Here is a 25,494-nt window from a genome sequence, read left to right as displayed (position 1 = left end):
TTTCGTTTCCTCGCTGGCTATCGACTTTAGTCGTTGGGCTTTTTTGCGCATGCTTCAGCGCAATTTCATGGCTCTAATGAGCAGAACGAACTGTGCTTTTCAAGCGCAACGGAACATGGCTGCGGCCACCCGCCATGAAATGTGATGCGGCTATCCGTCTCGTCCTTCCGCATTCCGCGACAAGGAATAGAACGCGAGCGGCAGACGGCGCGCGCTACAAGGTGCGATAGTCCGCGATCGGCGAAAGGTCGGGCGTGAAACCAAGTCCCGGTTCCTCGCCGAGGGCGATCATACCGTCTGTCACATCGGTGACGGCGCCGCAGAACAGATCGCGCAGCGGATTGTCGTTGGCATCGACCTCGAGCCAGCCGTCACCGCCGATGCCGGCGAGCAGATGCGCTGAGGCCAGCAGACCGATGCCGCCGCCGAGATAGTGCGGGCAGAAGGTCTTGCCCGATTGCAGAATGCCGCGTGCGAGGCCGGCGCAGGCGCTGAGGCCGCCCCATTTCGCGATATCGGGCTGAACCACGTCGAGCACGTCTTCAGCCAGGACTTCTCGGAATCCCTCCGCGCTGGAGATGTTCTCGCCCGCCGCAATCGGCATCGTGGCCTTCATACGCAGCTTGCGCCACTCCTCGCGCGGGCGGTCGGCGCGGATCGGCTCCTCCAGCCAGCGCAGATCGAACGCGGCAAGCCGCGGCAGCATCTGCAGCGCCTGATCGACCGACCAGCCCTGGTTTGCGTCGGTGGCGAGCATGCCCACTCCGACGATGGCGCGCAGCGCGGAGAGATTGGCAAGGTCGGTCTCGGCACCGAAACCGACCTTCAGCTTCAGCGCGCGATGTCCCCGCTCGAGCGCGGCCTCGGCCGTCCGCGCGGCGCCGCCGGGATTGATGCCACTGGCATAGACCTTGATCCTGCTTGACCGGCCTCCGAGCAGCCGCCACAGCGGCAAGCGCTGACGGCGCGCCGAGAGATCCCACAAAGCGAGATCGATTCCCGATATTCCTTGCGCAAACGGGCCGGGCTCCCCGCATTGAAGTGCGAGGACCTCGGTACCTCCGGTGAGAGCCTCGAAAGCTCGAGCCGGGTCGCTGAACTCGCGGCCAATGAGGCCCGGCGCAAGCACTTCATTGACCAGCCGGGCGCGATGTTCCGCGCCCGGTGCGGGGAAGTTGGACCAGGCCTCGCCCCATCCCTCGACCCCGTCTTCGTCAACGACGCGAACGAAGACGGCGGGACGGTTGAGCATCTTGCCGAACGACGTCACCACCGGCGTCGCCAGCGGATAGCGATAGCAGAACGCCTCGATCGAACGGATGGTGAAGCTATCAGTCATGATGCAGATCCTGCGAGACCACGCGCAGGCTAGCATCTCAGTTGGTGCGCGCGAAGTCACCTTCGTGCCCGGCATCTGCGAAACCCGGAAGCGCGCCCTCCACGGCGTGCCTATGCACCCAGCGCCTTGCGATTGAACGTCCGCAGGAATCGCAGCGACAGCGTCCGCACATTCGCGACGTTCAGCAGCCACGCAGCAATGGCGTAAGCAAGACCGCCGGCAAGGCTCACGGCGATCAGCGCCGCGATGCCGGTGCCGCCGACCTGCGAGCGCGCGACGAAGATCGCCCCCGCCATGGCCGCGGCCGACGCCCCAACGCCGGCGAGCCTGGCGACGTCGAACGGCACGGGATGGGCGCGGTGCATCAGCCCGACGGCGACGGCAAAGCCGATCACTTCGGTTGCGAGCGTCGCCAGCGCCGCACCATGGATGCCGTAGCCTGCGACGAGCGCGACCATCAGCGCTGCGCTCACGACCAGCGTGAGGAACGACTGCGCCGCCAGCATGAAGGGCCGCTCGGCGAGCTGGAAGCTGAGCTGGACGTAGAATTGGTTGGCGATACCGAAGAAGCGGGCCAGCACCAGCATCGGCAGCAGCGCGGACACGCCGGCGCGAAAATCGACGCCGACAAGCGTGCCCGCGACCTGGTCTGCCGCGAGCGCAAGCCAGATCGCGACGGGCGCAACGACGACGAGCAGCAATTCGAGACTCTCGGTCAGCCGCTCCCGCGTCGCGCCACTGTCGTTCTCCGACAGAGAGCGGAACACCAGCGGCACGGTGGCCGCGGCAACGCTGCCGGCGATCATGACCATGAACTGGCGCGGCAGGTCGGCGGCAACGCCGAAAATGCCGGCGGCATCCTTGCCGAGCAGCCAGGCGACGATGAGCCGGTCGCTGGCCGAGTAGACCGCAACCGAGAGCCCTGCCAGCGTCAGCGGCAGACCGTAGCGTGCGAGCTGCATGAACTGGCTGCGCGAAAAGCCCGCGATCCTGGTGCGATCGCCGACGAGATTGAGAACGATGCCGGTGAGCGAGCCGAGGCCGAACGCCGCGAGCAGGCCCATGCCGCCCCACCCAACCCAGATTCCGAGCAGGCCGAAACCCACGCTCGACACGCTGCGCACGATCGAGATCGCCGCGAAGCGATAGGGCCGCAGCTTGGCGCGCTCGAACTCCTGGCCGACATCGACCGCATTCGACATGATCGCGACGAACATGCTGGCGAGCACCAGCTCGACACTGACATCGCTGCGGAACAGGAACACCAGTGGGGTCGCGGCGCACATGGCGACCACCGTGAGCGCGAAGGCGACCATGGCGGTGCCGCGAAAATCCACCTCTTGCGACATCGCCTGATAGCGCGACACCGACAGCTTGATCCAGACGAAGAAGATCGCGCCCAGAATGCCGGCGATGCTCATGCCGACGACATAGACGCCGTACTCCGCCGGGGTCAGCAGCCGCGTGTAGGCGGTGACCGCGAAGAAGCCCACCGCCGCAGGCAGGATATGGGCGACGAGATAGATGGAGAAATGGCGATTCAGCATGCGTGCACGGGACTGGCGGCGTTGAAATCGGCCGTTAATCAGGTGGAGGTGGCGTGGTGGTTCGACTGCGCCGCAGCATCTCGCAAGATAGTCATTTAACTCTGCAGATCGGCCACCGAATGGGGCGGCCCCGCCGCTTTCGCGCGTTAGCGTTAAATTTGCCCTGTCCTTGAACGGGCCGCAGCGATCACCGAAAAGAAACCATGATTTCAGGTCGTTGCCCGACCTTTGGTTAATGCGTGGACGTGACTAAGATGGACGTTGTCGAACGTTTACCGCCAAACCCGGCCTCCCTGCCCCATGGCGGGACGGACGCGTCCCTGGTCCCGGGGTCCCCTGCGGACGGGGGCGGGCGGATGACGCTCAATCTGTTCTTTGAGGAGCGGGACGACCGCTGGTTTCCAGGCGACCGCCACGTCCGGCCGCTGCTGCGGCGCATGCTGCTCGGCGAATCCTGGATCAGCGGTCAACGGCGCGTGTTCCTCAATCTCTGCGCCGGGCTCGACCGGGTCGGGATTCCTTATCGCCTCAACGACTACGGCTACATCCGCAAGCATCCGGAGGAGCTCGCCTGCATTCTCGGACGCCCGTTCGTGCTCGATCGGTTCGCATGGAAGAACCCCCTCCTGCTCGGCGTCGTCATGTACAACCATCCCGTGGACGTACCCGCCCATCACGAGGCCCCGCTTACCCAAACCATCCTGGTGCCCTGCAACTGGTATGCGGAGATGTGCCGGCCATACTGGCCTGACGTCCAGGTGTGGCCGGTCGGCATCGAAACCGATCTGTGGACGCCAACGCCAGCCGCACAAAAGAGTGTTGACGTGCTGCTCTATGACAAGGTGCGCTGGGAACACGAGCGCTATGAGAATGAGCTGATCGACCCGATCCGCCGGCATCTCGAAGCCGGCGGCCGCTCGGTCGAGGTGATCCGCTACGGCCAATACAAGGAAGACGACTACAGGGCCGCGCTGGCGCGCTGCCGCAGCATGGTCTTCCTCTGCGAACATGAGAGCCAGGGCATCGCCTGCCAGCAGGCGTTGTCCAGCGGCGTGCCCGTGTTCGCCTGGGATCGCGGCGGCCCATGGCAGGATCCGGAGTACTTCCCGGACCGCGTGAGGTACGAAGGCGGCGTGTCCTCGGTGCCCTATTTCGACCCACGCTGTGGCCGCACGTTCGTCGACGCGGTCGGCTTCGGCTCCGGCTGGAGCGAGTTCTGGTCGCATGTGAGCGCGGGCGACTTCGCACCTCGCGATTACGTGATGGACAATCTCACGCTCGAAAAGGGCGCGATGCACTATTACCGCATCGCTGAAGCGGTGATGCAGCGCCAGCCGCGCTGAGACGGCCATCCGTAAAAGTTAACCCAACAACGGGAAACCACGGCGTCGCAAGGCACCGCTTGGTACGATGGCGCGTTGGTTCCGGAAGGACTGCAGCCACGCCATGAAGCTCGACAGACGCGAATTTCTCCTCGGCAGCGCCGCCACGCTCGCGGCCGGCACATCGGCATCGGCCCTGCCGGCACCGAAACTTGCGCAGCGCCGTCCAGGCTTTGGCGCGGCCGCGACGTTGTTGGATTTGCAAGCCGATTCGCGCCTCGGCGAAGCCATCAGCACCTATTGCACGCAGGTGGTGCCGGTACAGGAGCTGAAATGGCCGATGCTGCGGCCGGACGCGCACACCTTCGCTTTCGAGCGCGCCGACGCGATCTATGATTTCGCCCAGAAGAACGACATGACCATGCGCGGCCATACGCTGGCCTGGTATGCCGACATTCCTGACTGGACCAAGCAGATCAAGGATTCGAAGAGCGTCGAGCGCACCTACGTCGACCACATCAACACCGTCGTGTCCTATTACAAGGACAAGCTGACCTCGTGGGACGTCGTCAACGAGCCCATCCCTGACAATCCCAAGAGCGTCAAGGACCGGCGTGACACGTTCTGGACCCGGCATCTGGGCGAGCGCTGGATTCCGCTGGCGTTCCGCACGGCCGCGGCAGCTGATCCCTACGTCAAGCTCGCGATCAACGAATACGACATCGAATCAGCGAAGGACTCGTTCATTGCCAAGCGCGCCGCCTATCGCAACCTCATCATGGATCTGCTGGATCAGGGCGTCCCGCTGCACGCGGTCGGGCTGCAATCGCATCTGCATGCCGAGCTCGAGATCGACACCCATGGGCTGGCCGAATTCGTCACCGCAGTTCGCTCGTGGGGCCTCGAGGTCTTCGTTACCGAGCTCGACGTCGACGACCAGAAGCTGACGGGTAGTCCTGCAGAGCGCGACGCCATCGTCGCCAAGCGCGTCGACGATCTCCTGACCGCGATCTCGACCAGCGGACCGGTCCGCTCGATCCTGACCTGGGGCATCTCCGACCGCTACTGCTGGATCAACGCGATGTTCAAGCGTCCGGACAAGCAGCCGAGCCGACCGCTGCCACTCGATGGCGAGTTCAAGCCGAAACCGTTCATGGACGTCATCAGCAAGTTCACGAAGGACGCGTGATCAACCATCCGACGGCAGTCCCTGCGCGATGTCGCGAAAGCGCAGCGGCGCCAGCGCGGAGGCGCGCTGCCACCAATCGGCGACGCGATCGTCGAGCGCGGTCACCCCGCGGCCCTGGCCGGGGAAAATCCGGATCTGCTGCACCGCTTCGGCCTCGAACCCCCTGCCCTTGCGCGTGATCTTGAGCGCGGTGCCTTCACGGTCCCGCTGCGTCAGCGGCACCAGCAGGCGGCCGCGCGGACGGAGCGAGGCAAGCCAGAGCGGATGCGGATGCGAGAAGCCGGCATGCACGATGATGATGTCGGCCGGCTCGCCGATGTCGCGGCAGCCATCGCCGTTGATGACCTCTACATTGGGGTAGGTGCGAAGGTAGGCCGCGGCGCGCGCTGCGAGCCGCGCGTCGCATTCGATGGCCTGCACCTTCCCCTTCGGCCCCACGATCTTCGAGAGGATCGCCGAGAAATAGCCGAGCCCGCAACCGATCTGGACCACGCGGTCCTTCTCGCCGATCCCCAGCACTTCGATGAAGTGCGCCCATAGGCTCGGCAAACCCGTGTCGAGCTTGCGGCGCGCGTCGATCGCGACCAGCACGTTGTCGTAGAGATGGATGGGATCCGCGTCGGAGGTCAGGCGGTAGCTGCGCGCTGCCTCGCTCTTGATGCGCCACGGCCCTTTCGCCAGAAAATCCTCGCGCGGCACCGTCGCAAGAGCATTCAGCAAGCGTGGCGAGGCAAGCCGCTCCCGCCTTGCGATCAGCGCGACATAGCGTGCACGCGCCGCGGAGAGGTCGCTCATTTCACCGGATCTGCCTGCGGGCGAGCCGGCATGTCACCACCGAGCTCGTGCACGAGCTGCATCGCGAGCTTCAGGTCCGGCGTCAGGAATCCCTCGTTGAACTTGCCGACGATCGGCAGCAGCAGAAGGCCGGCATGTTCGCGCTTGCCGGACTCGTGCGACAGCCGCGCGAGGCTCACGGCAGTTCTGAGCTCCCAGGACAGCGCGCCCTGCTTGCGCGCCGTCTCCAGCGACAGACAGAACAGATCTTCAGCCTCCTGCACCGAGAGCGGATTGCCGTCCGACATGGTGATCTCGCCTTGCAGGCGATAGACCTCGGCGAGGTAGGAGTGATCACCGGTCCGTCTTGCGGTCGCAAGCGCACCGTCCAGCGCGCGCAACGCAGCATCGCGCATGCCGACCTTGGCATAGGCTTCCGCGAGCAGACAGCGGAACCAGCAGCCGGCGAGCCAAGAATCCATCGCCTCATATTCGTCGAGGCCGCAGCGCATCTGGCTGATACCCTCGTCGGCTTCGCCGAGGTGGGTCAGCGCCCAGCCGCGCAGGATCGCGGCCTGCTGCTTCCAGTGCAGGAAATTGTGCTCGGTGGCGATGATCATGGCGCGGTTGGCGTGGTCGCGCGTGCCCTCGATATCGCGCAGATGCTGGCACAGATAGGCGCCGAACACCAGCGCGAAGGCGAGCGAGAAGGGATGGCGGATCTTCTCCGCAAGCAGGATCGCCTGCTCGCTGTGCTGGCGCGCCGCGTCGGGCCGGCCAAGGAACCAGAGCAGATAGCCGAGATAGGACAGCGAAACGACGCCAGGATCCGTGCCGTGACGCTCCATCAGGTCGGAGTGCAGATCGGGACTATAGAGATCGATGCACCGATTCAGGTGATGCTGCGCGGCGGCGAAGCGGCCCCGGTAGAGCATGGTCATCGCGATCGAGCGGTGCGCCTCGATCAGATAGCCGGTTTGCTGCGCCGGTTCCGCCTCGTTGAGCCGCTCACGGTTGGCGAATTTCCACAGCTCGACGCTGAGGTCGTGCGCGCGGGTCAGATCGGCGCGGATGAAATGGCAGACCCAGAGCCCGCGGGTCGCGGCAAAAGCCTTTTCGTCGTCTTCGAGCTGCTGGCCGAGCTCGAGCGCGCGGATATAGTTCTCCTCGACCTCCTGCACGGCGTAGCCCTTGGCGGCGATCAGCGCGTTGCCGAGCGCGATCCGCAGCTCGAGCTCCATCTCGTCGGCGCCCTGCATCCGTGGATTGGCCTGCACGACGCTGAGGCCGCGGCGGAGATGGCCGATCGCCTCGAGATTGGCGCCGCTCTTGGCCGCCTGCTTGCCGGCCTTGAGCCAGAAGCTCGCGGCGCCTTCGCTCTGGCCGGACTCGGTCAGATGATGAGCGAGCAGCTCCGGCTCGCGCTCGGTCTTCTCCGGATACATTTCGGCGAGAACATGCGCGATGCTGGCATGCAGCTTGCGCCGCTCGCTGTGCAACAGGCTCGCATGGGCTGCGTTCTGGATCATCACGTGCTTGAAGGAGTAGAGCGCATCGGGCGGATGGCCGCGGCGCACGATCAGCCCGGCCTCCTCCAGATGAGCGAGCGCCGCCTCGATCTGCTCTGCCGGCGTGTTGGCGACTGCGTGCAGGGTCTCGTAGGAAAATTCGCGACCGATGGTGGCGCCGATCTGTGCGATCCGCTTGAACGGCCCCATCCGGTCCAGACGCGCCATCAGCGAGTCCGTCAACGTCGCCGGGATCGCGAGCTGCCGCCATGGGCCCGACAGCACGTAGCGCCCGTGGCGTTCGGTCAGGAGGTTGGATTCGAGAACCGCCTTGGTCAGCTCCTCCAGAAACAAGGGCACGCCGTCGGTCTTGACGATGATCTCCTCGACGACCTCCTTGGGAAGCTCGCGGCCTGCAACGCGCTCGACCAGCGTCGTGCGCAGCGGCCGGCTCAACCGGTTCAGCACCAGCGTCGTGACATGCGAATGCGCGTTCCAGCTCGGCTGGAATTCCGAGCGCGCGGTGATGATGGTCAGGATCGGCCGGTTCTGCACCCGGTCGACCAGCAGGTCCACCACCTCGCGCGAGGTCGGATCGATCCAGTGCAGATCCTCGAAGGCCATCACCAGCGGCATCTCGCGCGCGAGCCCCAGGAAGTGGTTGACCAGCGCAGCGACAGTCGCGTCCTTCTGCTGCTGCGGCGACAGGTTCAGCGGTGGATAGCGCTCCCCGGTCGGGATCGACAGGAGCGCGGCAAACAGCGGCGCGACTTGCTCGATGTCACCATGCGCAGTGGTGATCGCATTCTCCAGGCCCGTCAGAGACAGTGCGGACGCGTCCTCGCGATCGAGGCCAAGGGAGAATTTCAGCTGTTCGACGAACGGATAGAAAGCGGTTGACGTGTAATAGGGCGAGCACTGGAACGAGACCTGTCCATGCCGGTCGCCTGCGATCCGCTCAAAAATCTCCTGGATGATACGCGACTTGCCGATGCCGGGCTCGCCGAACTTGACGACGACCTGGCCGTCGCCCTCCTTGACCTGCTGCCAGCGCCCCATCAGCAGCGCGATTTCCTCCTCGCGATTGACCAGCGGGGTCAGCCGCTTGCCCATGGCGGCCGCAAAGCGGGTCTCCACCCGCGTGGCGCGCACGACGTGCCAGGCCTGGGTCTTTTCCGAGATGCCCTTCAATGAATGAGTGCCGAGATTGCGATAATCGAACTTGCCCTTGAGCAAGGATTGCGTCGAGCTCGAGATCACGACTCCGTTGGGCGGCGCCAGCGCCTGCAGGCGCGCGGCAAGATTCACCGTCTCGCCGACCGCCGAATCGCGCTCTTCGGTGCCCTGACCCACGAGATCGCCGACCACGACGAGGCCGGTCGCGATTCCGATGCGAACGGCGGGCGCGTGACTGAGCGCGCCGCGCGGCTCGATCGCACGAGCTGTCGACAATACCCGTACGATCTCGAGGCCAGCGCGCACCGAGCGCTCGGCGTCGTCCTCATGTGCGGTTGGGTAGCCGAAATAGACCAGGATGCCGTCACCGACGAAGCGCGCGGCGAAACCTTCGTAATGCTTGACCACGCGCACGCAGGTCTCGCGGAAGCTCGCGATCATGTCGCGCACGTCTTCGGGGTCGAACTGGGCGGACAGCGCGGTGGAATCCACCATGTCGCAGAACATGGTGGTGAGCTGACGCCGCTCGGCGCCGACCTCCGCACGGGTCTGGGGACGTGGGGCTGCGGCCGGCATCTGCGCCGTCTCGGCCTGCACCAGCGCGGCCATTGCCCGTTGCAGCCGCTTGCGATCGCCGAGTGGCAGTCCAAGCTCGGCAAGGTCAGCCTCGGTCAGGTCGGTCATGACGTCGAGGTCGAGGCGATGTTGCGCGAACAGATCGGTGTAGTGGCCGAGGCCGACGCCTTCGAGCCAGCTCTTCAACCCGACTTCCGTCCCCGGCTCTTTCTCCAGCATGGTGATTCCACCCCGACACTCCCTCCGCCGAAGGGATAAAGGTCCCTCAACCACAGATTTTGGGCCCTAAACTTCACCTCAGACTGGACGCGTTCCCTAACTCCGGGGAAGAATAGCCCAATCGGATCAAAAGGGAATGGCATTGTCGGGAATTGCATCCGGCGCAGCAGACGGAGCGGACGGCGCGAGCGCCGAAACCGAGATCTTTGCCGATCTCGGCCGCGGTCTCGCCTTCCATGCGCGAACGATACGCGAGGCGCCTGCTCTGCTCGCGCCCGGCCGGCCGCCGCTGACTTACGGCGCGCTCGGCACTCGGATCGCGCACCTCGTCCAAACGCTGCGCGGGGTCGGCATTGCGCCTGCCGACCGGATTGCCGTCGCGCTCCCGCGCGGGGCTGACAGCGCACTGGCCTTGATTGCCGTCGCATCGGCCTGCGCTTGCGTCCCCATCAACCCGGACCTGACGGCCGACGAGCTGCAGCGGTATTTCAGCGAGCTGAAGCTGACGGCGCTCGTCACGCGGGCCGGCATGAACTCGGCGAGTCGCGACGTTGCCAGGGCACTCGATATCGCAGTGATCGACTTCGTGCCGGGACCGGAGACGGATCTTGGGGGCTGCGAATTCATCGGCCCGACGATCGGTCCGGCCTGCACCAGCGGCGCGGCATGTGCCGACGATGATGCGTTCATCCTGCTGACGTCGGGCACGGCGGCACGGCCGAAAATGGTGCCGCTGACACACCGCAATGTGTGCCTGTCCGCACAGAATGCCGGTCGCGTATTGTCGCTCGCCCGGCACGATCGCCTGCTCAACGTCCTGCCGCTGTTTCACGCTCACGGCCTGATCTCCGGCCTGCTGACAGCGCTGGCCGCGGGCTCCAGCGTGATCGTGACCGGCGGTTTCGATGCACCGTCCTTCTTCAGCTGGATGCGGGACCTGCAGCCAACCTGGTACACGGCGGTACCGGCCATTCATCGCGCGCTGCTGACGGCCGCCGAAGCGAACCCGAACCGCGCCCGGACATCCTCGTTGCGCGTGATCCGCTCGGCCTCGGCCTCGCTGGCGCCGACCATTCTCAATGGGCTGGAGGCGACGTTCGGCGTGCCCGTCCTGGAAACCTATGGCATGACGGAAGCGGCCTCGCAGATTGCCGCCAATCCGTTCGAGCTGCGCAAGATCGGCTCGGTCGGCCGCGCCGCAGGTCCTGAGATCGTGATCATGGATGATGCAGGCCGCACGCTTGCACACGGCGAGCGTGGCGAGATCATGCTGCGCGGACCGAATATGAGCCGCGGTTATTATAATGACGAGGCGGCGACGCAGGCCGCTTTCCGCAATGGCTGGTTCCGGACCGGTGATCTCGGCTATCTCGATGCCGACGGCTATCTCTTCATCGTCGGCCGCATCAAGGATGTCATCAACCGCGGTGGCCAGAAAGTCTCTCCGCTGGAGGTTGAGGAGGTGCTGCTCGCCCATCCGGCGGTGCTGGAAGCCGGCGTCTTCGCTATTCCCCACGCGAAGCTCGGCGAGAACGTCGCCGCAGTCGTGGTGCTACGATCCAATTCCGAGGCGACGTCCGACCAATTACGGCAATTCGCGCGCAAACGCCTCGCCGCCTACAAGGTGCCGAGCCTGATCCGCAGCGTGGCCGCGCTGCCGAAGGGCGCCAGCGGCAAGGTCAAGCGCAACGCGCTGGCCGAGCTGATTTCAGCGTCGGATGACGACGAGACGCAACTTCCGCGCGGCGAACTGGAGACCCAGCTCGCGGAAATCTGGGCCGGCCTGCTCGAGCTCCCGCAGGTCGGCGTTGATCAGGATGTCTTTGCGCTCGGCGCGGATTCGCTCGCGGTCACGCAGATGCGCTCGCGGCTGCGCGAGCACTTCGATGTCGACTTCTCCTTCGAGGACATTTTTGACTGTGCTACGGTTGGCGCGCTTGCGGCCCGGCTCGAAAACACCGCGCATCGCGATCCCTCGCTGCCGGCATGGCGTCAGGCGGCTTCCGAGGCAGATGCGCCGCTGTCGTTCCAGCAGCAGCGGATGTATGTGCTCTCGCGGCTCGACCGGACGCGGTACAATTACAACGTGGTCGAGGTCGCGCTGCTCAGGGGCGAAGTCGCCATTGCCGCGCTTCAGGCGAGCCTCGCGTCGATTTGCGAGCGCCACGAGGCGCTGCGCTCGGTCTTCGTCGAACGCGAGGGCGAGCCTGTGCAGCACGTGCTTCAGGCGCCGCCGCAATTTGAGCGGATCAAGTTGAGACCATGCCCTTCGGACCGGCGGCCTGCGGTCGTCAGGCGCGAAGCGCTCCGGCTCGCGCAACATGAGTTTGATCTCGCCCGCGAGCCGCCGCTGAAGGTCACGCTGCTCTCGTTCGACAAGTCCAGCCATGCGCTCGTCGTCAATGTGCATCACCTCGTCACCGATGGCTGGTCGCAGCGGTTGTTCTGGGAGGCGCTTGCCGCCGGATATTCCGCCGCACGCAACGGAAGCGCTGCGGGGCTGCCTTCGCCCGGCTTTCAGTATCGCGATTTCGCCCTCTGGCAGCAGAGATGGGCGCAGACACCGGCGGCGAAAGAGCAGCTCGAGTACTGGCGGACCCAGCTCGACGGCGTCACCACGCTGCCGCTGCGGACGGACCGGCCAAGGCCTGAACTCTGGAGCGGGCACGGAGCCCGTCATTATTTCGAGTTCACCAAGACCCTTTCGGCCGACATACGCGCGCTGAGCCAGGACCAGGGCGTGACGCCTTTCATGGCGCTGCTCGCGGTGTTCCAGTGTCTGCTGTTCCGCCACACCGGCCATGAGGATGTCGCGACCGGGTCGCTGATTGCGAACCGCAACCAGATCGAGAGCGAGCGCCTGATCGGGCTGTTTGCGAACACGCTGATTCTACGCAACGATTTCCGGGGCGATCCGACCTTCGGCGAATTGCTGCGGCGGGTGCGGCAGGTCACCCTCGACGCCTACCGCAACCAGGACCTTCCAATCGAGGAGGTCCTGCGCACGTTGCAGGTCGCGCGAAGGAGCGACGGCAATCCGCTGTTCCGGATCATGTTCATCCTCCAGAACGCGTCGATCGAGGCCGCGCGCTTCCCCGGCCTGACGACGCGGCGGCTGGAAATCGACCCGGAAGTCGCACGCTTCGACATCACGCTCGAGCTGGTCGAAGCTGAGGGCCGCTTCACCGGTTTCTTCGAATACGCCACCGATCTGTTCGATGCAGGTACGATCGAAGGCATGGCAGATCAGTTCAAGACCTTGCTCAAGGCGGCTATCGCCAATCCCGAGCAGCGGATCACGCACCTGCCTCTGCTCACCGACGCCGAACGCCGGCGACTGCCTGCGAAAGGCCGTTCGGCTAATTTTGCGACGCGCGGCAATCTCTGCGAACGTTTCGACCAGCAGGCGAACAAGACGCCGAATGCCATTGCTGTGTCCGATGGAGTGTCGTCCCTGAGCTATCGCGAGCTGGTGCGCCGGAGCCAGGCGATCGCGCATTGGCTGACGCGCGAGGGAGTCGGCACCGAGAGCGTGGTCGCCCTGCTCGCGGAGCGTGGGCCGAACCTGCTCGCCGCCATGATCGGCGTGCAGCGCGCAGGCGCGGCGTTCCTGAACCTCGATCCTGAGCAGCCGCCGGCGAGGCTCGCAATCATCCTCGGATCGAGCTGCGCAAAGGTGCTGCTGACCGGACGCGCACAATCCGCCATCGCCGGCGCGCTGCTCGAGCCGCTGGTCGAGCGCATCCAGGTCGCCGAGCTGGAGGACGCAATCGCGCTCAACCCGATCAAGCCGACCCGCACGACGCGACGGACAAGCACGGGCCTTGCCTATCTGATTTACACGTCCGGCTCTTCCGGTACGCCGAAGGGCGTCATGATCGAGCAGCGCGGGCTGACGAATCATCTGGCGTCGCTGATTGCCGAGCTTGGCCTCACGCCCAAGGACGTCATCGCGCAGACCGCGCCGCAGAGTTTCGTGATCTCGGTCTGGCAGTTCCTCGCCGGTCCCATGACCGGCGCGCGCGTCCATGTCTGCGGCAACGCAGTCGTGCAAGACCCGATGCTGCTCGCGCGCGAGATCGAACGCGAGGGCATCACGGTGCTCGAGATCGTCCCTTCGCTGCTCCGCGTCGTCCTCGAACGCCTCGACGAGGCGCCGATGCTGCGCGCTTTCGCGAACCTCCGGCTGCTGATCTCGACAGGCGAGCCGCTGCCGGTCGATGTCTGCCGCGCCTGGTTCGCCCGCTGCCCGAAGGTGCCGCTGATCAATGCCTATGGTGCTTCGGAGTGTTCCGACGACGTCTCCCTGCACCGGCTGACCCGGGCGCCGGACGCGGCGACCACCAATGTCCCGATCGGCGCCCCCCTCCCCAACATGCAGCTCTACGTACTTGATCAGAACCTCGAGCCGCAGCCGATCGGGGTGGTCGGAGAGCTCTGCATCGGCGGTGCCGGCGTTGGCCGCGGCTATATCAACGATCCCGCGCAGAGCCGGCAGCGCTTCATCCCCGATCCGTTCGCGCGCGAGAAAGGCAGCCGGATGTACCGCACCGGGGACCTGGCCCGCCGCCGCGCCGACAGGACGATCGAATGCCTCGGCCGTGCCGACCTCCAGGTCAAGGTCCGCGGCTATCGCATCGAGCTCAAGGAGATCGAGGCAGCACTCGCCGACCACGCAAGCGTGCGCGCCGGCATCGTCGAGCCGCGACGTGACGCCGATGGCGATGTCAGGCTGATCGCCCATGTCGTTGCCAGATCCGGCAGCCAGGCCAGCGCCAACGAGCTGCGCGACTTCCTCAAAAGCCGGTTGCCAAGTCATGCGATCCCCTCGGCGTTCCTGTTCCTGGACCACGTTCCGCTCAATGCCCACGGCAAGCTCGATCGCTCCGCGCTGCTGGCACCCGTGCAACACGAGGCCGCAGGTGCGGAAGCCGCCGTGCCGGCCCGCCGCTTCACCGAAAAGGTGCTGTCCGATATTTGGATCGACCTGCTGAAGGTCGAGAGCATCGGTATCACCGACAATTTCTTCGACCTCGGCGGCCATTCGTTGCTGGCGGGCCAGGCGATGGCGCGCGTCGCCCGCGCACTCGGGGTCTCGCTGCCGATCAAGACCATCTTCGAGGCACCCACGATCGAGGAACTCGCGCGGCTGGTCGACGAGGCCGTGGCCATGAAACCGCACAAGCCCGCGGCGGACGTCCCGCGCCTCGCTGAAAGCGGCCCCCCCACGCCGTCGATTGCGCAGGACCAGATGATGCGGATCGAGCAGAACCTGCCCGGTCTGCCGCTGTTCAATCTGCCCTTCGCATTCCGCCTCGAGGGCCCGATCGATCCGCGCAGGCTGGCGCAGGCCATCGACGACATCGTGCGCCGACACGAATCGCTGCGGACGGCGTTCGGCTGGAATGGCGGCGAGCCGGTCAGCCGCGTCGTCGCGCCCGCCACGCTCGGGCCGGTCCTGACCGTCGAGACCATCGGCGATGGGCGACCGCATGACAATAAGCGGCGCAAGGCACTCGAGCTCAGGAAGCTCGAGCTCCTGATGACGCAGGAGACCTATACTCGGATCGACACGGCGCGAGCGCCGCTCCTGCGCGCACGGCTGCTGCGCCTTCACTCCGAGGATCACATCCTGCTGCTGACGCTGCACCATGCCATCGCCGATGGCTGGTCGGTCGGCGTGCTGTTCGAGGAATTGTCGAACTGCTATGCTACGCTCGCGGGGCATCGGTCGGAACCTCCGCCAAGGACGCCGCTTGCGTTCTCCGACGTCGCCCGCTGGCAGCGCTGGTGGTGCGGCACCGAGGCGGCGCGCCGGCAGGCCGCGCACTGGACCGAAAATCTGCGCGGCGCAGCTCCCCTATTCGACGGCGCAGCGCATCCGGGCGCATCGACGGGCCATCATCCGCTCAGCATGGAGCGTGAACTTGTCGCCGGGCTCACAGCCTATGCGCGCCAGCACAACGCCACACTCTTCATGTCTCTGCTCACCGGCCTGAAGGTCCTGCTGCTGGCGCGGACTGGACGCACGGACATTTCAGTCGCCACAGCCATGGCCAACCGCGCCCAGCCGGACACCGAGCGGATCATCGGCCCATTCGAGAACACCGTGATCGTCCGCAGCCGAATTACCCCGGATCTGTCGTTCACGCAGGCCCTGGCGCGGGTGCGTCAAAGCGTGCTCGACGCGCATGCGCGCCAGGAGCTGCCGTTCAACATCCTGGCCGACCATCTGGAGCAGCAAGGCATCGATCCGGCTTCGCTGCTCCAGGTCTATTTCACGCTGCAAAATCCGCTACGCCAGCCGCTCGACCTGCCTGCCGTCACGGTGCGATCGATTGGAAACGTGGCGCGCGAGGGCCAACCGGTGCTTCCAGTCGACCCGACCTGGTTATCCCTGATGCTCAAGGAGCGCCCGACCGGGATCACAGGCACGTGCAATTACAAGCGCGATTTGCTCGACGGCGGCATGGTCGGCACGTGGATGGAGTATCTCGTCGCGCTGCTGGCGTCCGCCATTGCCCGACCCAATACGCCGCTCGACCGGCTGCTCCCGCGCAGAGCGGCATGAGCTGCGGTAAGGGCAGACGAATAAGGGGTCACTCGCCAGAGCTGTGAATGAGCAAGTTGCATCTTGATTATTTGGCGCCAGCGCGCAAGATTATTCTCGCGTTTCGTTTGGACTGATTTCAACCGGGGAAGTGTTATGGGTTTCATCAAATTTACCAAGGGCACCTCGCTGAGCGACAAGGACCGCAAGGCCCTGCAAAAACTTCTCACCGACGAGAAGAAGAAGCTCCAGTCCGCTCTGAAGGAAGTCGACGCCAGCCTTTCGGTGCTGGGCGGCGGCAAAAAGGCCAAGAAGAAGAAGTAAGGTTCGTCGGCTGGGACGCCGCACGAATTTCGGATTTCCTTTCCAGATTGGGCCGCTCGCCTGTCGAGTTGGGTCTTCCATAAGCTTGCGCCTGCAGACCGACAAGCATCGACAAGAATTTGCCCGGGTGGACCACTAGAAGCGGTCTGCTCGGTCGGTCTGGCCGGTTGATTGTTCAGTCAGGGTCGGATCTGGACTCCGCCCGGCGCTGTGGGGCCGTTTGGATGGCAGACGACGGAATTGAACTGTTTGTCGGATTGATCGAGAGCATCGACACGGCGGACGCTGTCGAGGCGTTTCGGCAGCTGCTCTCGGTCGACGAGCGGGCACGCGCCGGCCGCTTCAAGTTCGAGCGGCATCAACGGCAATATATCTTCGCGCACGCGATGTTGCGCCTCGCGCTCTCGCGCGCAGCACCTGAGGTTGCGCCCAGCGACTGGTCGTTCTCGACCGGCCGCTACGGCCGGCCCTTTGTCGCGGCACCCGCGGCCGCGACAGCACTGCATTTCAGCCTGTCCCATACCGACGGTTGCGTCGCCTGCGTCGTGTCGAAGCATGAGACCGTCGGTGTCGACGTCGAGACCGTGGCGCGGCGTGGCGCGCCGCTGTCGACAGCGCTGCGATTTTTCGCCACGCAGGAGGTCGAGGCACTGCGTGGCCTACCCGAGCCCGCCGCAACCGAACGCTTCTTCGACTATTGGACGCTGAAGGAATCCTATCTGAAGGCCAGGGGTTTCGGGCTCAATCTGCCGCTCGATTCGTTCGCGATGCAGATCTCACAGGAGTCAATCGGGATCAGCTTCAAGCCCGATATCGCGGACGATCCCACGGGCTGGCGCTTCTCGCTGTGCTCGCCGTCGCCTTCGCATCGCCTCGCGATCGCCGACGGCTCGCGCGCCGCGGGTGGCCTTCGCATCACCCGCAACGCCTGGCCGCTCCAGGACGCGGCCTGATGCCGGCGCGGCTGCGGGTCTTTCCAGCGATTTCGCGCAACCGCGATCCCAATGACTATGTCGGCGAGCTGATGCGCGTGGCAGGGTTCGCCGATCGCAATGGCTTCGAAGGCATTTTGCTGTTCGAAGGTAATGACGTCTTCGTCGAGCCGTGGGCCATGGCCCAGCACGTCATCGCGGCGACGACGCGATCTTCGCCGCTGATTGCCGTCAATCCGGTCTATATGCACCCGTTCACGGCGGCGAAATTCGTGTCGTCCTTTGCGCAGCTCTACGGCCGCAAGATCTATCTCAACATGATCACCGGCACCGCGCTCAGCGATCTGCAGGGGCTCGGTGACGAACAATCGCATGCCGACCGCTATGTCAGGCTCGGCGAATTCATTGGGCTGGCGCGCCAACTGCTCATGAGCCCACGCCCGGTCAATGTCGACGGCCGGTTCTATCGCGCCAGGAATCTGCAATTGCGACCGCGCCCGCCGGCGGAGTTGATGCCGGAATTCCTGATCGCGGGGCAATCGGACGCGGCGCAGCGCGTCTCAGAGGAGACAGGTTGCATCAAGATGCAGATGCTGCCGCCCGATCTCGACCGCGGCCTCAAGGCATCAGGAATGAATTTCGGCATCTTCGCGCGCGAGAGCGGCGTGGAGGCACGACGGGCCGCCAAGGCCCGCTTCCGCGACAACCCTGACGATCGCGAGCTTCTTGCGCTGACGGTGGAGAACTCGGATTCCGTCTGGAAGCGACGGCTCTATGAGGGGCAGAGCGGCGAGCTTGCCGACAATGGCTATTGGCTGCTGCCCTATCTCACCTTCCAGGCCGACTGCCCTTATCTCGTCGGCAGCTATGCCGAGATCGGCGCGAAGCTGAAGGAGTTTGCCGCGAAGGGCCTGACCACTGTCATGCTCGACATGATCGCTGACGAGACCGAGATGCAGCACGTCTGCAAGGCGCTGAGGGCGAGCGGGTTGTTTTAGATTTTGATCACACTGCATCCACGTCGCCATTGCGGGCGCAGTGAGACAATCCAGAGTTCGTCCGCGGAAAGATTCTGGATTGCTTCGCTGCGCTCGCAATGACGGAGAATGAGGCTACTTCACCGCGCCTCTTCGAAACCCGCCAGCACCGAACTCAGGTTTGCACCCAAAATGTCCGAGAGATAGCCGCCCTCCTGCACGAACACGGTCGGCAGGCCCAGCTTCGCGATGGCCTGGCCGATGCGGCGGAAGCCCGGCGTGGTGACGGCGAGGCCTTTCAGCGGATCGTGCTCGGACGCATCGAGGCCGAGCGCGATCACGAGCGCGCCGGGCGCAAAGGACTCGATCGCCCTGCGCGCGACGTCCATCGCCTTGAGGTAGCCGTCATCGCCGGTGCCGATCGCCAGAGGGATATTGAGATTGGCGCCGAGGCCAGGGCCCTCGCCGCGCTCATGCGCGTAGCCCCATACGTAGGGATAATAGGCGATCGGATCGGCGTGGATCGAGATCGTATAGACATCAGGCCGCGCGTAGAAGATGCCCTGCGTGCCGTTGCCGTGATGGACGTCAACGTCGAGGATCACGATGCGCTCGTGCTTGAGCCGCAGATGCGCCGCGGCGATCGCGCTGTTGTTGAGAAAGCAGAAGCCGCCGGCCATGTCGCGATAGGCGTGATGGCCGGGCGGACGGCAGAGCGCATAGGTCGCGTCCTCACCGTCCATCACCATCTGCGCCGCCGTCACCGCAACGTCGGTCGCGGCGCAAGCCGCCGCCCAAGTGCCGGGACCGATCGGCGCCGCGGTATCAGCAGTGTGCCAGCCGAGCTTGCCGACGATGTGCGTCGGATACGTCGCGGCATGGCGCACGGGATGGACGTTGCCGATCATCTCGGGACCGGAATCGCCGAGCGCCGTCCAGGCGTCCCAGGCTTCACTCAGGAACGACAAATAGTCCGGGCTGTGAATGCGGGCACGCGGGCCCTGGCCGAACGTGGTCGGCTCGACCAGTTGATGCTTGCCGTCCTTCAAACCCTTGAGCAGGCGATCGGCGCGCTCGGGCTGCTCGGTGGTGCGCTTGACGACACCGCGAACCAGAAAGAATTGCGGATCGTGGCTACGATGCAGTTCGGTATGGACGGCTTTCACTCAACACTCCCGTAGTCACGTTTGACGATGCCACGGATGTCTTGGTCCCTGTCGCCCACGGATGCAAGCGAGAAGAATGCCGCCTCAGGGCCGCGGCTCTGCGTCGAGAGCAGAGCGCTGTGACGTCCCTAACAGCGGCCGCGCTGGAGACAGTGCTCGCGGCCTTGCTGGTCCGTGCGGAAGGATTCGATGAAGCCGCCCTGACGCTGGGTGACGAAGACGGTCTTGCCATCACTGCCGCCGAAGGCCAGGTTGGTCGGCTCCTTCCCGTTCAGCGCGATCTCATGCTCGACCGCCCCGTTGGGCTTCATCAACGCGATCGTACCCTTGAGAATGCGCGCGACGTAGAGGCGGCCGGCGACGTCGGTGCGAAGGCCGTCGATGGTATCGGGCTGAAACGCCTTGACCAGCTTTGCGTCGGTGAGGTCGTTGCCGCGGATGGTGTAGGACCAGACCTGGCCATTGCTGGATTCGCCGACATAGAGCGTCTTGCCGTCAGGGCTGAGATCGATGCCGTTGGTCGTGCCCATCGCGCGCGGCGCCGTCATGATTTGTCCCTGCACCGCGCCATCTGCAGTCTTCGCGAGGCGCCAGATGTGGCCTTCGCGGCCCTTCCAATTCGGATCGCTCGCATAGATCGTGCCATCGCGGGCAATGGTGATGTCGTTGGGCTGGTTCATCTCGTCGGAATGAAACCAGACAACCGGCTCGGTCGCGCCCTTGGGGATCGCAAAGATGTTGTGCTTCTTGTAGTCGGCGATGAACATCGTGCCGTTGCGATCGAAGCGGATGGCATTGCCGATGCTGCCTTCGGGGAGTGCCGTGAAGGCTTCCGACGCCGCGCCGCCCGCGGGCAATCTGCCGATGGTGCCGGGCTTGCCGAAATTGACGACGAAGAGGTTGCCGTCGAGATCGACGGCGGGCCCTTCGATACCGTGTGTATATTCGTCGGCGGGTGTCACCTGCACGCTTTCGAACAGCTTCGTCTCGGCAGCGAAGAGCGGCGTCACGACAACGAGCAGAATGCTACTGCACAGGCCCCAGAAATTCCTGCCGGATGTAATAGCCATCGTCGTCGCTGCACTCGCCGTTCAGGTAAGGGTCGGCCGGCCGGAAGAAACGGCTGAAGCCCGGTTTGTCTACAGCGTTCCTTTGTGTCACGACGACGACCCTGGCAGCCGGTATTTCGCCGCATTCCTTGTTGGTCTTGCCAAAGAACCTGCGCTGCGGCAGGCCGAGCTTGATGCGCATCGGCGTGCCCGGAAGCATCTTGGCCACGAGCAGATCAACGGTGGTGAGCAAAGCCGCGTAACCGGGCTCAGTCGTCGCCAGGCCCTCGCCGCCGGGGGGCATCAGCTTTTCCGCACCGATGCCGCGCAGCCGTGTGCGCAGCTTGCCGGAGGTGGGATCGCCCGGATAGATCCATCCGTCCTGCGACAGCATGAACCGGAGCACGGTCGCGTCCTTGTCGGCGTCCGACTGTCCTGCCTTCAGGCCGAAATCGGAATGGCAGCCGACGCAGTGCTTCTCGACGAGGTTCTTGCGCAGCGTGGTGAGCCGGATCCTGTTCTGTGCGTCCTTGGCGACGAAGCCAGCGAGCTGGTCGATCAGCGTCTGGCTGCGGGTGTCGCAGGGCAGCGGCGGCGGGGGATCGCCCGCGGCACGATCGATGCGGATGATGGTCTGGTTCTTGTCCTCGACCAGCCAGATCGCGCCATCCTCCGCGACCGTCATGCCGACCGGCGCGCCCTGCGGCCGCGCACCGTTGACGCGGTGCCAGCCGGCGATCAGCTCATCGAACGGTGCGGCGGCGACATCACCGGCGTCGGTCTGAAAGCTGTGGGTCGGGTCGGCCGCACAACTGACGTGATAGCGCACCGGCGCCGGAGCCAGCTTCGGAAACCCGTGATCGTCGACGTCGTAGATCAGCACACGGCTGCCGGTCGGGCGGTAACCGTGCAGGGTGATCAGCAACTTGCCCTCCAGCTCCGGAAATTTCGTGCCGTGATAATACAGCATCGCAAGCGGCGCGCCGTGCGGCGGCAGGAGCGAGAACGGCGCCTTGTAGAGCGCATTTCCGATGCAAAGCGATTTGTAGACGCCGGATAGCAGCACCGGTTTGAACTCAGGGCTCGGCGTCGACAAGTCGTAGCAATAAGGCCAGCCATAATGTTTGCCCGGCTCGATCGCGTTGATCTCCTCGTTCGGCTTGAAGATATCGGGCAGGTCCCGGCCGTTCTCGCCCTGCAGGAAGGCGTAGCCGGCATCGGGAAAGCTGGGGTGCAGCGCCAGCGCCATGGAATTGCGCAGGCCTCGCGCGTAAATCGTGTGGGGCGGATCGGGATCGTTCGCCTTCAGGGCCGCAAAGACGCCGCCCGACGGCGGCGTGAACAGCCAGATGGCCGCCATGGCGGAAGGGCCTTCCGCCGGCGCACAGGGTTTCGTGATCGGCGCCGGCGTGATGCAATCGTCGCTGTGGGCGCCGACATTGACGAACAGCCGCCCGTTACGATCGAACACGAATTGCTTGAGCGGATGCGCGCTTTCCTCGATCCTGGTGCCGTCGGGCAGCGTGATGCGGCGACCGGGCATGTGGCGGATGATGGTCTCGACCGTGCTGCGCGGATTGTCCGCCAGCGGGTCGAAACGAAAGATCGTCTCGTCAGTCGAGGCATAGAGCTTCTTGTCCGGCCCGATCACGAGGCCGAATGGATATTCCACCCCGGTCAGGAGTTCCTTGAGCCGCTGGCCGCCCGCGGCATGGGGATCGAGCAGCAACAGCCGTCCATCGTTGCGGCCCCAGCCACCCATGTCGGCGACCACGAACAGATCACGGCCGGGCACCTGGATGATCGACCGCGGAAACTTGAGATGCTCCTCTTCGCTGGCAACGAGGCCAGCGCAAAAGCCCGCCTTCATGTCGATCTGTACCCTGGGAAAGGCGAGATCGCCGCTGCCGCAGGTCTCTCTCCCCACCGCATAACCGCTTTTCCTGACCGGTTCGGATGCGGCCGGCGACGCAAAGCCGAGAAGGATCGCGACGACGGCAGCGACACCCACGCACAGGCTTCGGCGTCCATCCTGGAATGTGAGCTGATTCACAGCGGCCTCCCCGACCTTCGGCCGAGGGTTGTTCCATGCTGCACCGGCGCCGTCCAGTTGAACTTCACTCGCCTGTGATCAAACCCGCTGGGCTCGTGGTGCCGACCAATCTCCGTAGATTCCCTTACCGGGATCGGCCCGAATATTTTTCGCGTTATGCGGGTGGTATCGATATGCCATCCAAATCGCTTTCCGGAGGAGGCGTGTATGGTTCAGATGTATTTTCACTGCTCCAATACCGAAGGCACGCTGATCGATCACTACGGCGCGGCAGTTGCCAACCTCGCCGAGGCGCGCGACCGCGCAGCCCAGATCATGCGCTCGATGATCGAGACGCCCGGGCGCCGAAGACTGGCGTGACTGGGTGATCCATATCAGCGACGACGACGGCGAGGAGATCTTCGATCTTCCCTTCACCGCGATGCTCGGCAAGCCGCATTGAGGTGATGCCATGCTGTTCGCTTCACTGACCCTGCTCCGCCAGCCCATCACCTTCGTCGCCGGCAAATTGCAGAAGCTGGTGCGAATCGCGGGCAATCCCTACCGTCCCGAGCTGCACTATATGCGCGGCCCGGGCCCGAAATGGCGCGCCAAATATCAGGCCAGCCGGCTGAAACGCGGGCTCTGAACGGGCCCGCTTCCTCTTCTCCATCTTCAGTCATCTCGACGATGGCGAGCGCGACGAGCAGGTCTGACGTCGTCGCGTTCAGGCTTGGCGGCTCGTCGAGCGTCAAGATCCCGACGGTGCCATCGCGCGCCTGTTTCACACCTGCCATGTCGCGTCTCGCTTTGGATGTTCTCCTTGATGGCAATATGCCATTCTTCGCGCGCCCGAAGCCAAAGCAAGCACAAGCGACATCATGCCTCATCAGTTCAGCTTGAACCAAACCGTCCGCAAACCCGCCGTCGCCTCCAAGGGCGGCATTGTCGCCTCGCAAGCGCGGCGGGCGGCCGAGGTGGGCGCGCAGGTGCTCGCTGCGGGCGGCGATTGCGTCGATGCGATCGTCGCGACCACTTTTGCGCTGAACGTGCTCGAGCCCTGGAACAGCGGCATCGGCGGCGGTGGCGCGATGGTGCTCTACCGCGCCAAGGAAAATCGTCATGAGGTGATCGACTACGGCATGTGCGCGCCGCAGAGCCTGCGCGTATCGGACTATCCGCTCAGCGGCGAAGGCGCAGCTTCGGACCTGTTTCCCTGGTCGCGGGTGACGGACGACCGCAACATTCACGGGCCCGGCGCGATCGCCGTGCCGGGCGTTGTCGCCGGCATGGAGGAGGCCCATCGCCGCTACGCCAGAATGTCGTGGAAGGATCTGCTCGCACCATCGGTCGGCCTCGCCGGCGAAGGCCTGTTGGTCGATTGGTGGACCGCGCTGACGATCACGGCCTCGGCGGCCGATCTCCGGCGCTATCCCGCCAGCGCGGCTGCATTTTTGAAGGACGGCCTGCCGCCGAGCCCGCCATGGGGGATCAAGTCCGAGGTGCGGCTGCCACAGGACAGGCTCAAGGCGACGCTGTCGCACCTTGCCGAAGCCGGTCCGCTTGATTTCTATGAGGGCGATCTCGCCAAAAGCATCGCATCCGACATCAGGTCCGACGGCGGCTCGCTGTCGGTGGAGGATCTCGCCGCGTTTCGCGCGCATCTGCGCGAGCCGCTGGCGATCCCCTATCGCGGCGGAAGGGTCTACGCGACGCCGGAACTCACGGCCGGACCGACCATGGCGCATGCACTGCGCCTGCTGCAGCAGAGCCTGAAGCCGGCGAGCGAACCCGATGCAGCCGCCTATGTCGAATATGCCCTCGCCCTGCAGGCGGCCTTCCGCGAGCGGCTCAAGGACATGGGCGATGCCGACGGCAAGCGTTCGCTCGGCGCCGAATATCTCGCCCCCGCCTGCACCACCCACTTCTCGGTCGTCGACCGTCACGGCAACATCGCGGCGGTGACGCAGACGCTGCTGTCGTCGTTCGGCTCGAAATATGTGACGCCGCACAGCGGCATTGCCATGAACAACGGCATCATGTGGTTCGATCCGACGCCCGGCACCACCAATTCGCTCGCGCCAGGCAAGCGCTGCCTCTGCAACTACACGCCCGTCATCGCCGAGACGAGGGATGGCAAGCGGCTCGCGGTCGGCGCCTCCGGCGGACGCCGCATCCTGCCCTCCGTGATGCAGCTCGTATCGTTTGCGATGGATTTCGGCATGGATCTCGATGCCGCCATCCACCAGCCGCGCATCGACGCCAGCGAGGGCGCGGTCGTGATCGGCGATAGCAGACTGCCAGCGGAGATACGTAAAACCCTGGCCGCTCGCTTCGATTATGAAGAGAGCCAGGTGCAGGCCTTGCCGCAGAAATTCGCCTGCCCGAGCGTGGTGATGCGCGATGGCGACGTCAATTCCGGCGGGGTCGAGATCTTCCAGCCCTGGGCCGACGCCGTGGCGGAGGCCTGAGCGTCACGACTCTTCCATGTTTGCACGCGAGATCACGATCGATGTCCATCGAACGGACAGATGCGTGCCCTGGGGGGAGATAATCAGGATGAAGAAGCTCGCGCTCGCCGCAGCATTGATCATTGCGGCCGGCTTCACGATGCCCGGCGCGGCATTCGCCAGGGGCGGTCATGGCCACGGACACGGTCATGACCACGGGATGGGCCATCATCACCACGGCACGCCGCCCGGATGGTGGGATGGCCGCAAGGTCGGCTGGCGCGGCCACGGCTGCCCGCCCGGACTGTGGAAGCAGGGCCGCTGCTGACATTCGACGGGTCAATCATCCAAGGCGTCGCTCCCT

At 64.9% G+C, this 25,494-nt stretch carries 17 protein-coding genes; 10 read left to right on the top strand and 7 right to left on the bottom strand.

Going from position 1 to position 25,494, the window contains the following annotated elements; all coding sequences use genetic code 11:
* Positions 1-214: 214 nt before the first annotated feature.
* Together ACVWZ4_RS18445 and ACVWZ4_RS18440 are read right to left on the bottom strand one after the other, a co-directional pair.
* Positions 215-1,339: a mandelate racemase/muconate lactonizing enzyme family protein gene (locus ACVWZ4_RS18445; RefSeq protein WP_456740907.1), complete on the bottom strand. Its 1,125-nt coding sequence runs from the start codon at positions 1,337-1,339 to the stop codon at positions 215-217.
* Between the two features lie 110 nt (positions 1,340-1,449).
* Positions 1,450-2,886, bottom strand: coding sequence for a lipopolysaccharide biosynthesis protein (locus ACVWZ4_RS18440; RefSeq protein ID WP_456740906.1), 1,437 nt, complete (start codon positions 2,884-2,886; stop codon positions 1,450-1,452).
* Between the two features lie 254 nt (positions 2,887-3,140).
* On the opposite strand from ACVWZ4_RS18440, the gene ACVWZ4_RS18435 reads away from it, so the two are divergent.
* Both ACVWZ4_RS18435 and ACVWZ4_RS18430 read left to right on the top strand, forming a co-directional pair.
* Positions 3,141-4,229 (top strand): glycosyltransferase, encoded by a 1,089-nt coding sequence (locus ACVWZ4_RS18435; RefSeq protein WP_456740905.1) that lies wholly within the window; start codon positions 3,141-3,143, stop codon positions 4,227-4,229.
* 103 nt (positions 4,230-4,332) lie between these two features.
* Complete coding sequence (locus ACVWZ4_RS18430; RefSeq protein WP_456740904.1) at positions 4,333-5,397, top strand: endo-1,4-beta-xylanase; 1,065 nt, start codon at positions 4,333-4,335, stop codon at positions 5,395-5,397.
* On the opposite strand, the gene ACVWZ4_RS18425 is transcribed toward ACVWZ4_RS18430, so the two are convergent.
* Both ACVWZ4_RS18425 and ACVWZ4_RS18420 read right to left on the bottom strand, forming a co-directional pair.
* Positions 5,398-6,192 (bottom strand): protein-L-isoaspartate O-methyltransferase family protein, encoded by a 795-nt coding sequence (locus tag ACVWZ4_RS18425; protein ID WP_456699415.1) that lies wholly within the window; start codon positions 6,190-6,192, stop codon positions 5,398-5,400. It abuts the gene before it with no gap.
* Positions 6,189-9,650, bottom strand: a complete 3,462-nt coding sequence (locus ACVWZ4_RS18420) for an ATP-binding protein (protein WP_456740903.1) — start codon at positions 9,648-9,650, stop codon at positions 6,189-6,191. Before ACVWZ4_RS18420 ends, ACVWZ4_RS18425 begins: the two co-directional genes overlap by 4 nt.
* A gap of 136 nt (positions 9,651-9,786) precedes the next feature.
* Here ACVWZ4_RS18420 and ACVWZ4_RS18415 point away from each other — a divergent pair, with 136 nt between their 5' ends.
* The 4 genes from ACVWZ4_RS18415 (at position 9,787) to ACVWZ4_RS18400 (ending at position 18,454) form a co-directional block, all read left to right on the top strand.
* Positions 9,787-16,221: an amino acid adenylation domain-containing protein gene (locus ACVWZ4_RS18415; RefSeq protein ID WP_456740902.1), complete on the top strand. Its 6,435-nt coding sequence runs from the start codon at positions 9,787-9,789 to the stop codon at positions 16,219-16,221.
* A 135-nt stretch (positions 16,222-16,356) separates the two neighbouring features.
* Positions 16,357-16,524: a hypothetical protein gene (locus ACVWZ4_RS18410; RefSeq protein WP_456699418.1), complete on the top strand. Its 168-nt coding sequence runs from the start codon at positions 16,357-16,359 to the stop codon at positions 16,522-16,524.
* 224 nt (positions 16,525-16,748) lie between these two features.
* The gene (locus tag ACVWZ4_RS18405; RefSeq protein ID WP_456699419.1) at positions 16,749-17,477 is read left to right on the top strand and encodes a 4'-phosphopantetheinyl transferase family protein; all 729 of its coding nucleotides are present in this window, start codon (positions 16,749-16,751) and stop codon (positions 17,475-17,477) included.
* The gene (locus ACVWZ4_RS18400; protein ID WP_456738290.1) at positions 17,474-18,454 is read left to right on the top strand and encodes an LLM class flavin-dependent oxidoreductase; all 981 of its coding nucleotides are present in this window, start codon (positions 17,474-17,476) and stop codon (positions 18,452-18,454) included. The genes ACVWZ4_RS18405 and ACVWZ4_RS18400 overlap by 4 nt, the downstream gene beginning before the upstream one ends.
* Positions 18,455-18,573: 119 nt before the next feature.
* On the opposite strand, the gene ACVWZ4_RS18395 is transcribed toward ACVWZ4_RS18400, so the two are convergent.
* The 3 genes from ACVWZ4_RS18395 to ACVWZ4_RS18385 all read right to left on the bottom strand — a co-directional run bounded on the left by ACVWZ4_RS18395 (position 18,574) and on the right by ACVWZ4_RS18385 (position 22,701).
* Positions 18,574-19,599, bottom strand: a complete 1,026-nt coding sequence (locus tag ACVWZ4_RS18395; RefSeq protein ID WP_456699420.1) for a histone deacetylase family protein — start codon at positions 19,597-19,599, stop codon at positions 18,574-18,576.
* A gap of 128 nt (positions 19,600-19,727) precedes the next feature.
* Positions 19,728-20,669 carry an SMP-30/gluconolactonase/LRE family protein gene (locus tag ACVWZ4_RS18390; protein ID WP_456740901.1) on the bottom strand — a complete coding sequence of 314 codons (942 nt, stop codon included), beginning with the start codon at positions 20,667-20,669 and terminating at the stop codon, positions 19,728-19,730.
* The gene (locus ACVWZ4_RS18385) at positions 20,626-22,701 is read right to left on the bottom strand and encodes a PQQ-dependent sugar dehydrogenase (RefSeq protein WP_456738815.1); all 2,076 of its coding nucleotides are present in this window, start codon (positions 22,699-22,701) and stop codon (positions 20,626-20,628) included. The genes ACVWZ4_RS18390 and ACVWZ4_RS18385 overlap by 44 nt, the downstream gene beginning before the upstream one ends.
* A gap of 207 nt (positions 22,702-22,908) precedes the next feature.
* Here ACVWZ4_RS18385 and ACVWZ4_RS18380 point away from each other — a divergent pair, with 207 nt between their 5' ends.
* From ACVWZ4_RS18380 to ACVWZ4_RS18365, 4 genes are all read left to right on the top strand, one after another.
* Positions 22,909-23,061 carry a DUF6894 family protein gene (locus ACVWZ4_RS18380; protein WP_456790282.1) on the top strand — a complete coding sequence of 51 codons (153 nt, stop codon included), beginning with the start codon at positions 22,909-22,911 and terminating at the stop codon, positions 23,059-23,061.
* A 91-nt stretch (positions 23,062-23,152) separates the two neighbouring features.
* The gene (locus ACVWZ4_RS18375; protein WP_456699424.1) at positions 23,153-23,329 is read left to right on the top strand and encodes a hypothetical protein; all 177 of its coding nucleotides are present in this window, start codon (positions 23,153-23,155) and stop codon (positions 23,327-23,329) included.
* Between the two features lie 232 nt (positions 23,330-23,561).
* Complete coding sequence (locus ACVWZ4_RS18370) at positions 23,562-25,151, top strand: gamma-glutamyltransferase family protein (protein ID WP_456740900.1); 1,590 nt, start codon at positions 23,562-23,564, stop codon at positions 25,149-25,151.
* A gap of 88 nt (positions 25,152-25,239) precedes the next feature.
* Positions 25,240-25,458 (top strand): hypothetical protein, encoded by a 219-nt coding sequence (locus tag ACVWZ4_RS18365; protein WP_456699426.1) that lies wholly within the window; start codon positions 25,240-25,242, stop codon positions 25,456-25,458.
* The last annotated feature ends 36 nt before the right edge of the window (positions 25,459-25,494 follow it).

This window comes from Bradyrhizobium sp. USDA 4472, from assembly GCF_054058595.1.
Note: the sequence above shows the minus strand (reverse complement) of the source record. Positions and strands in the feature narration are given on the sequence as shown.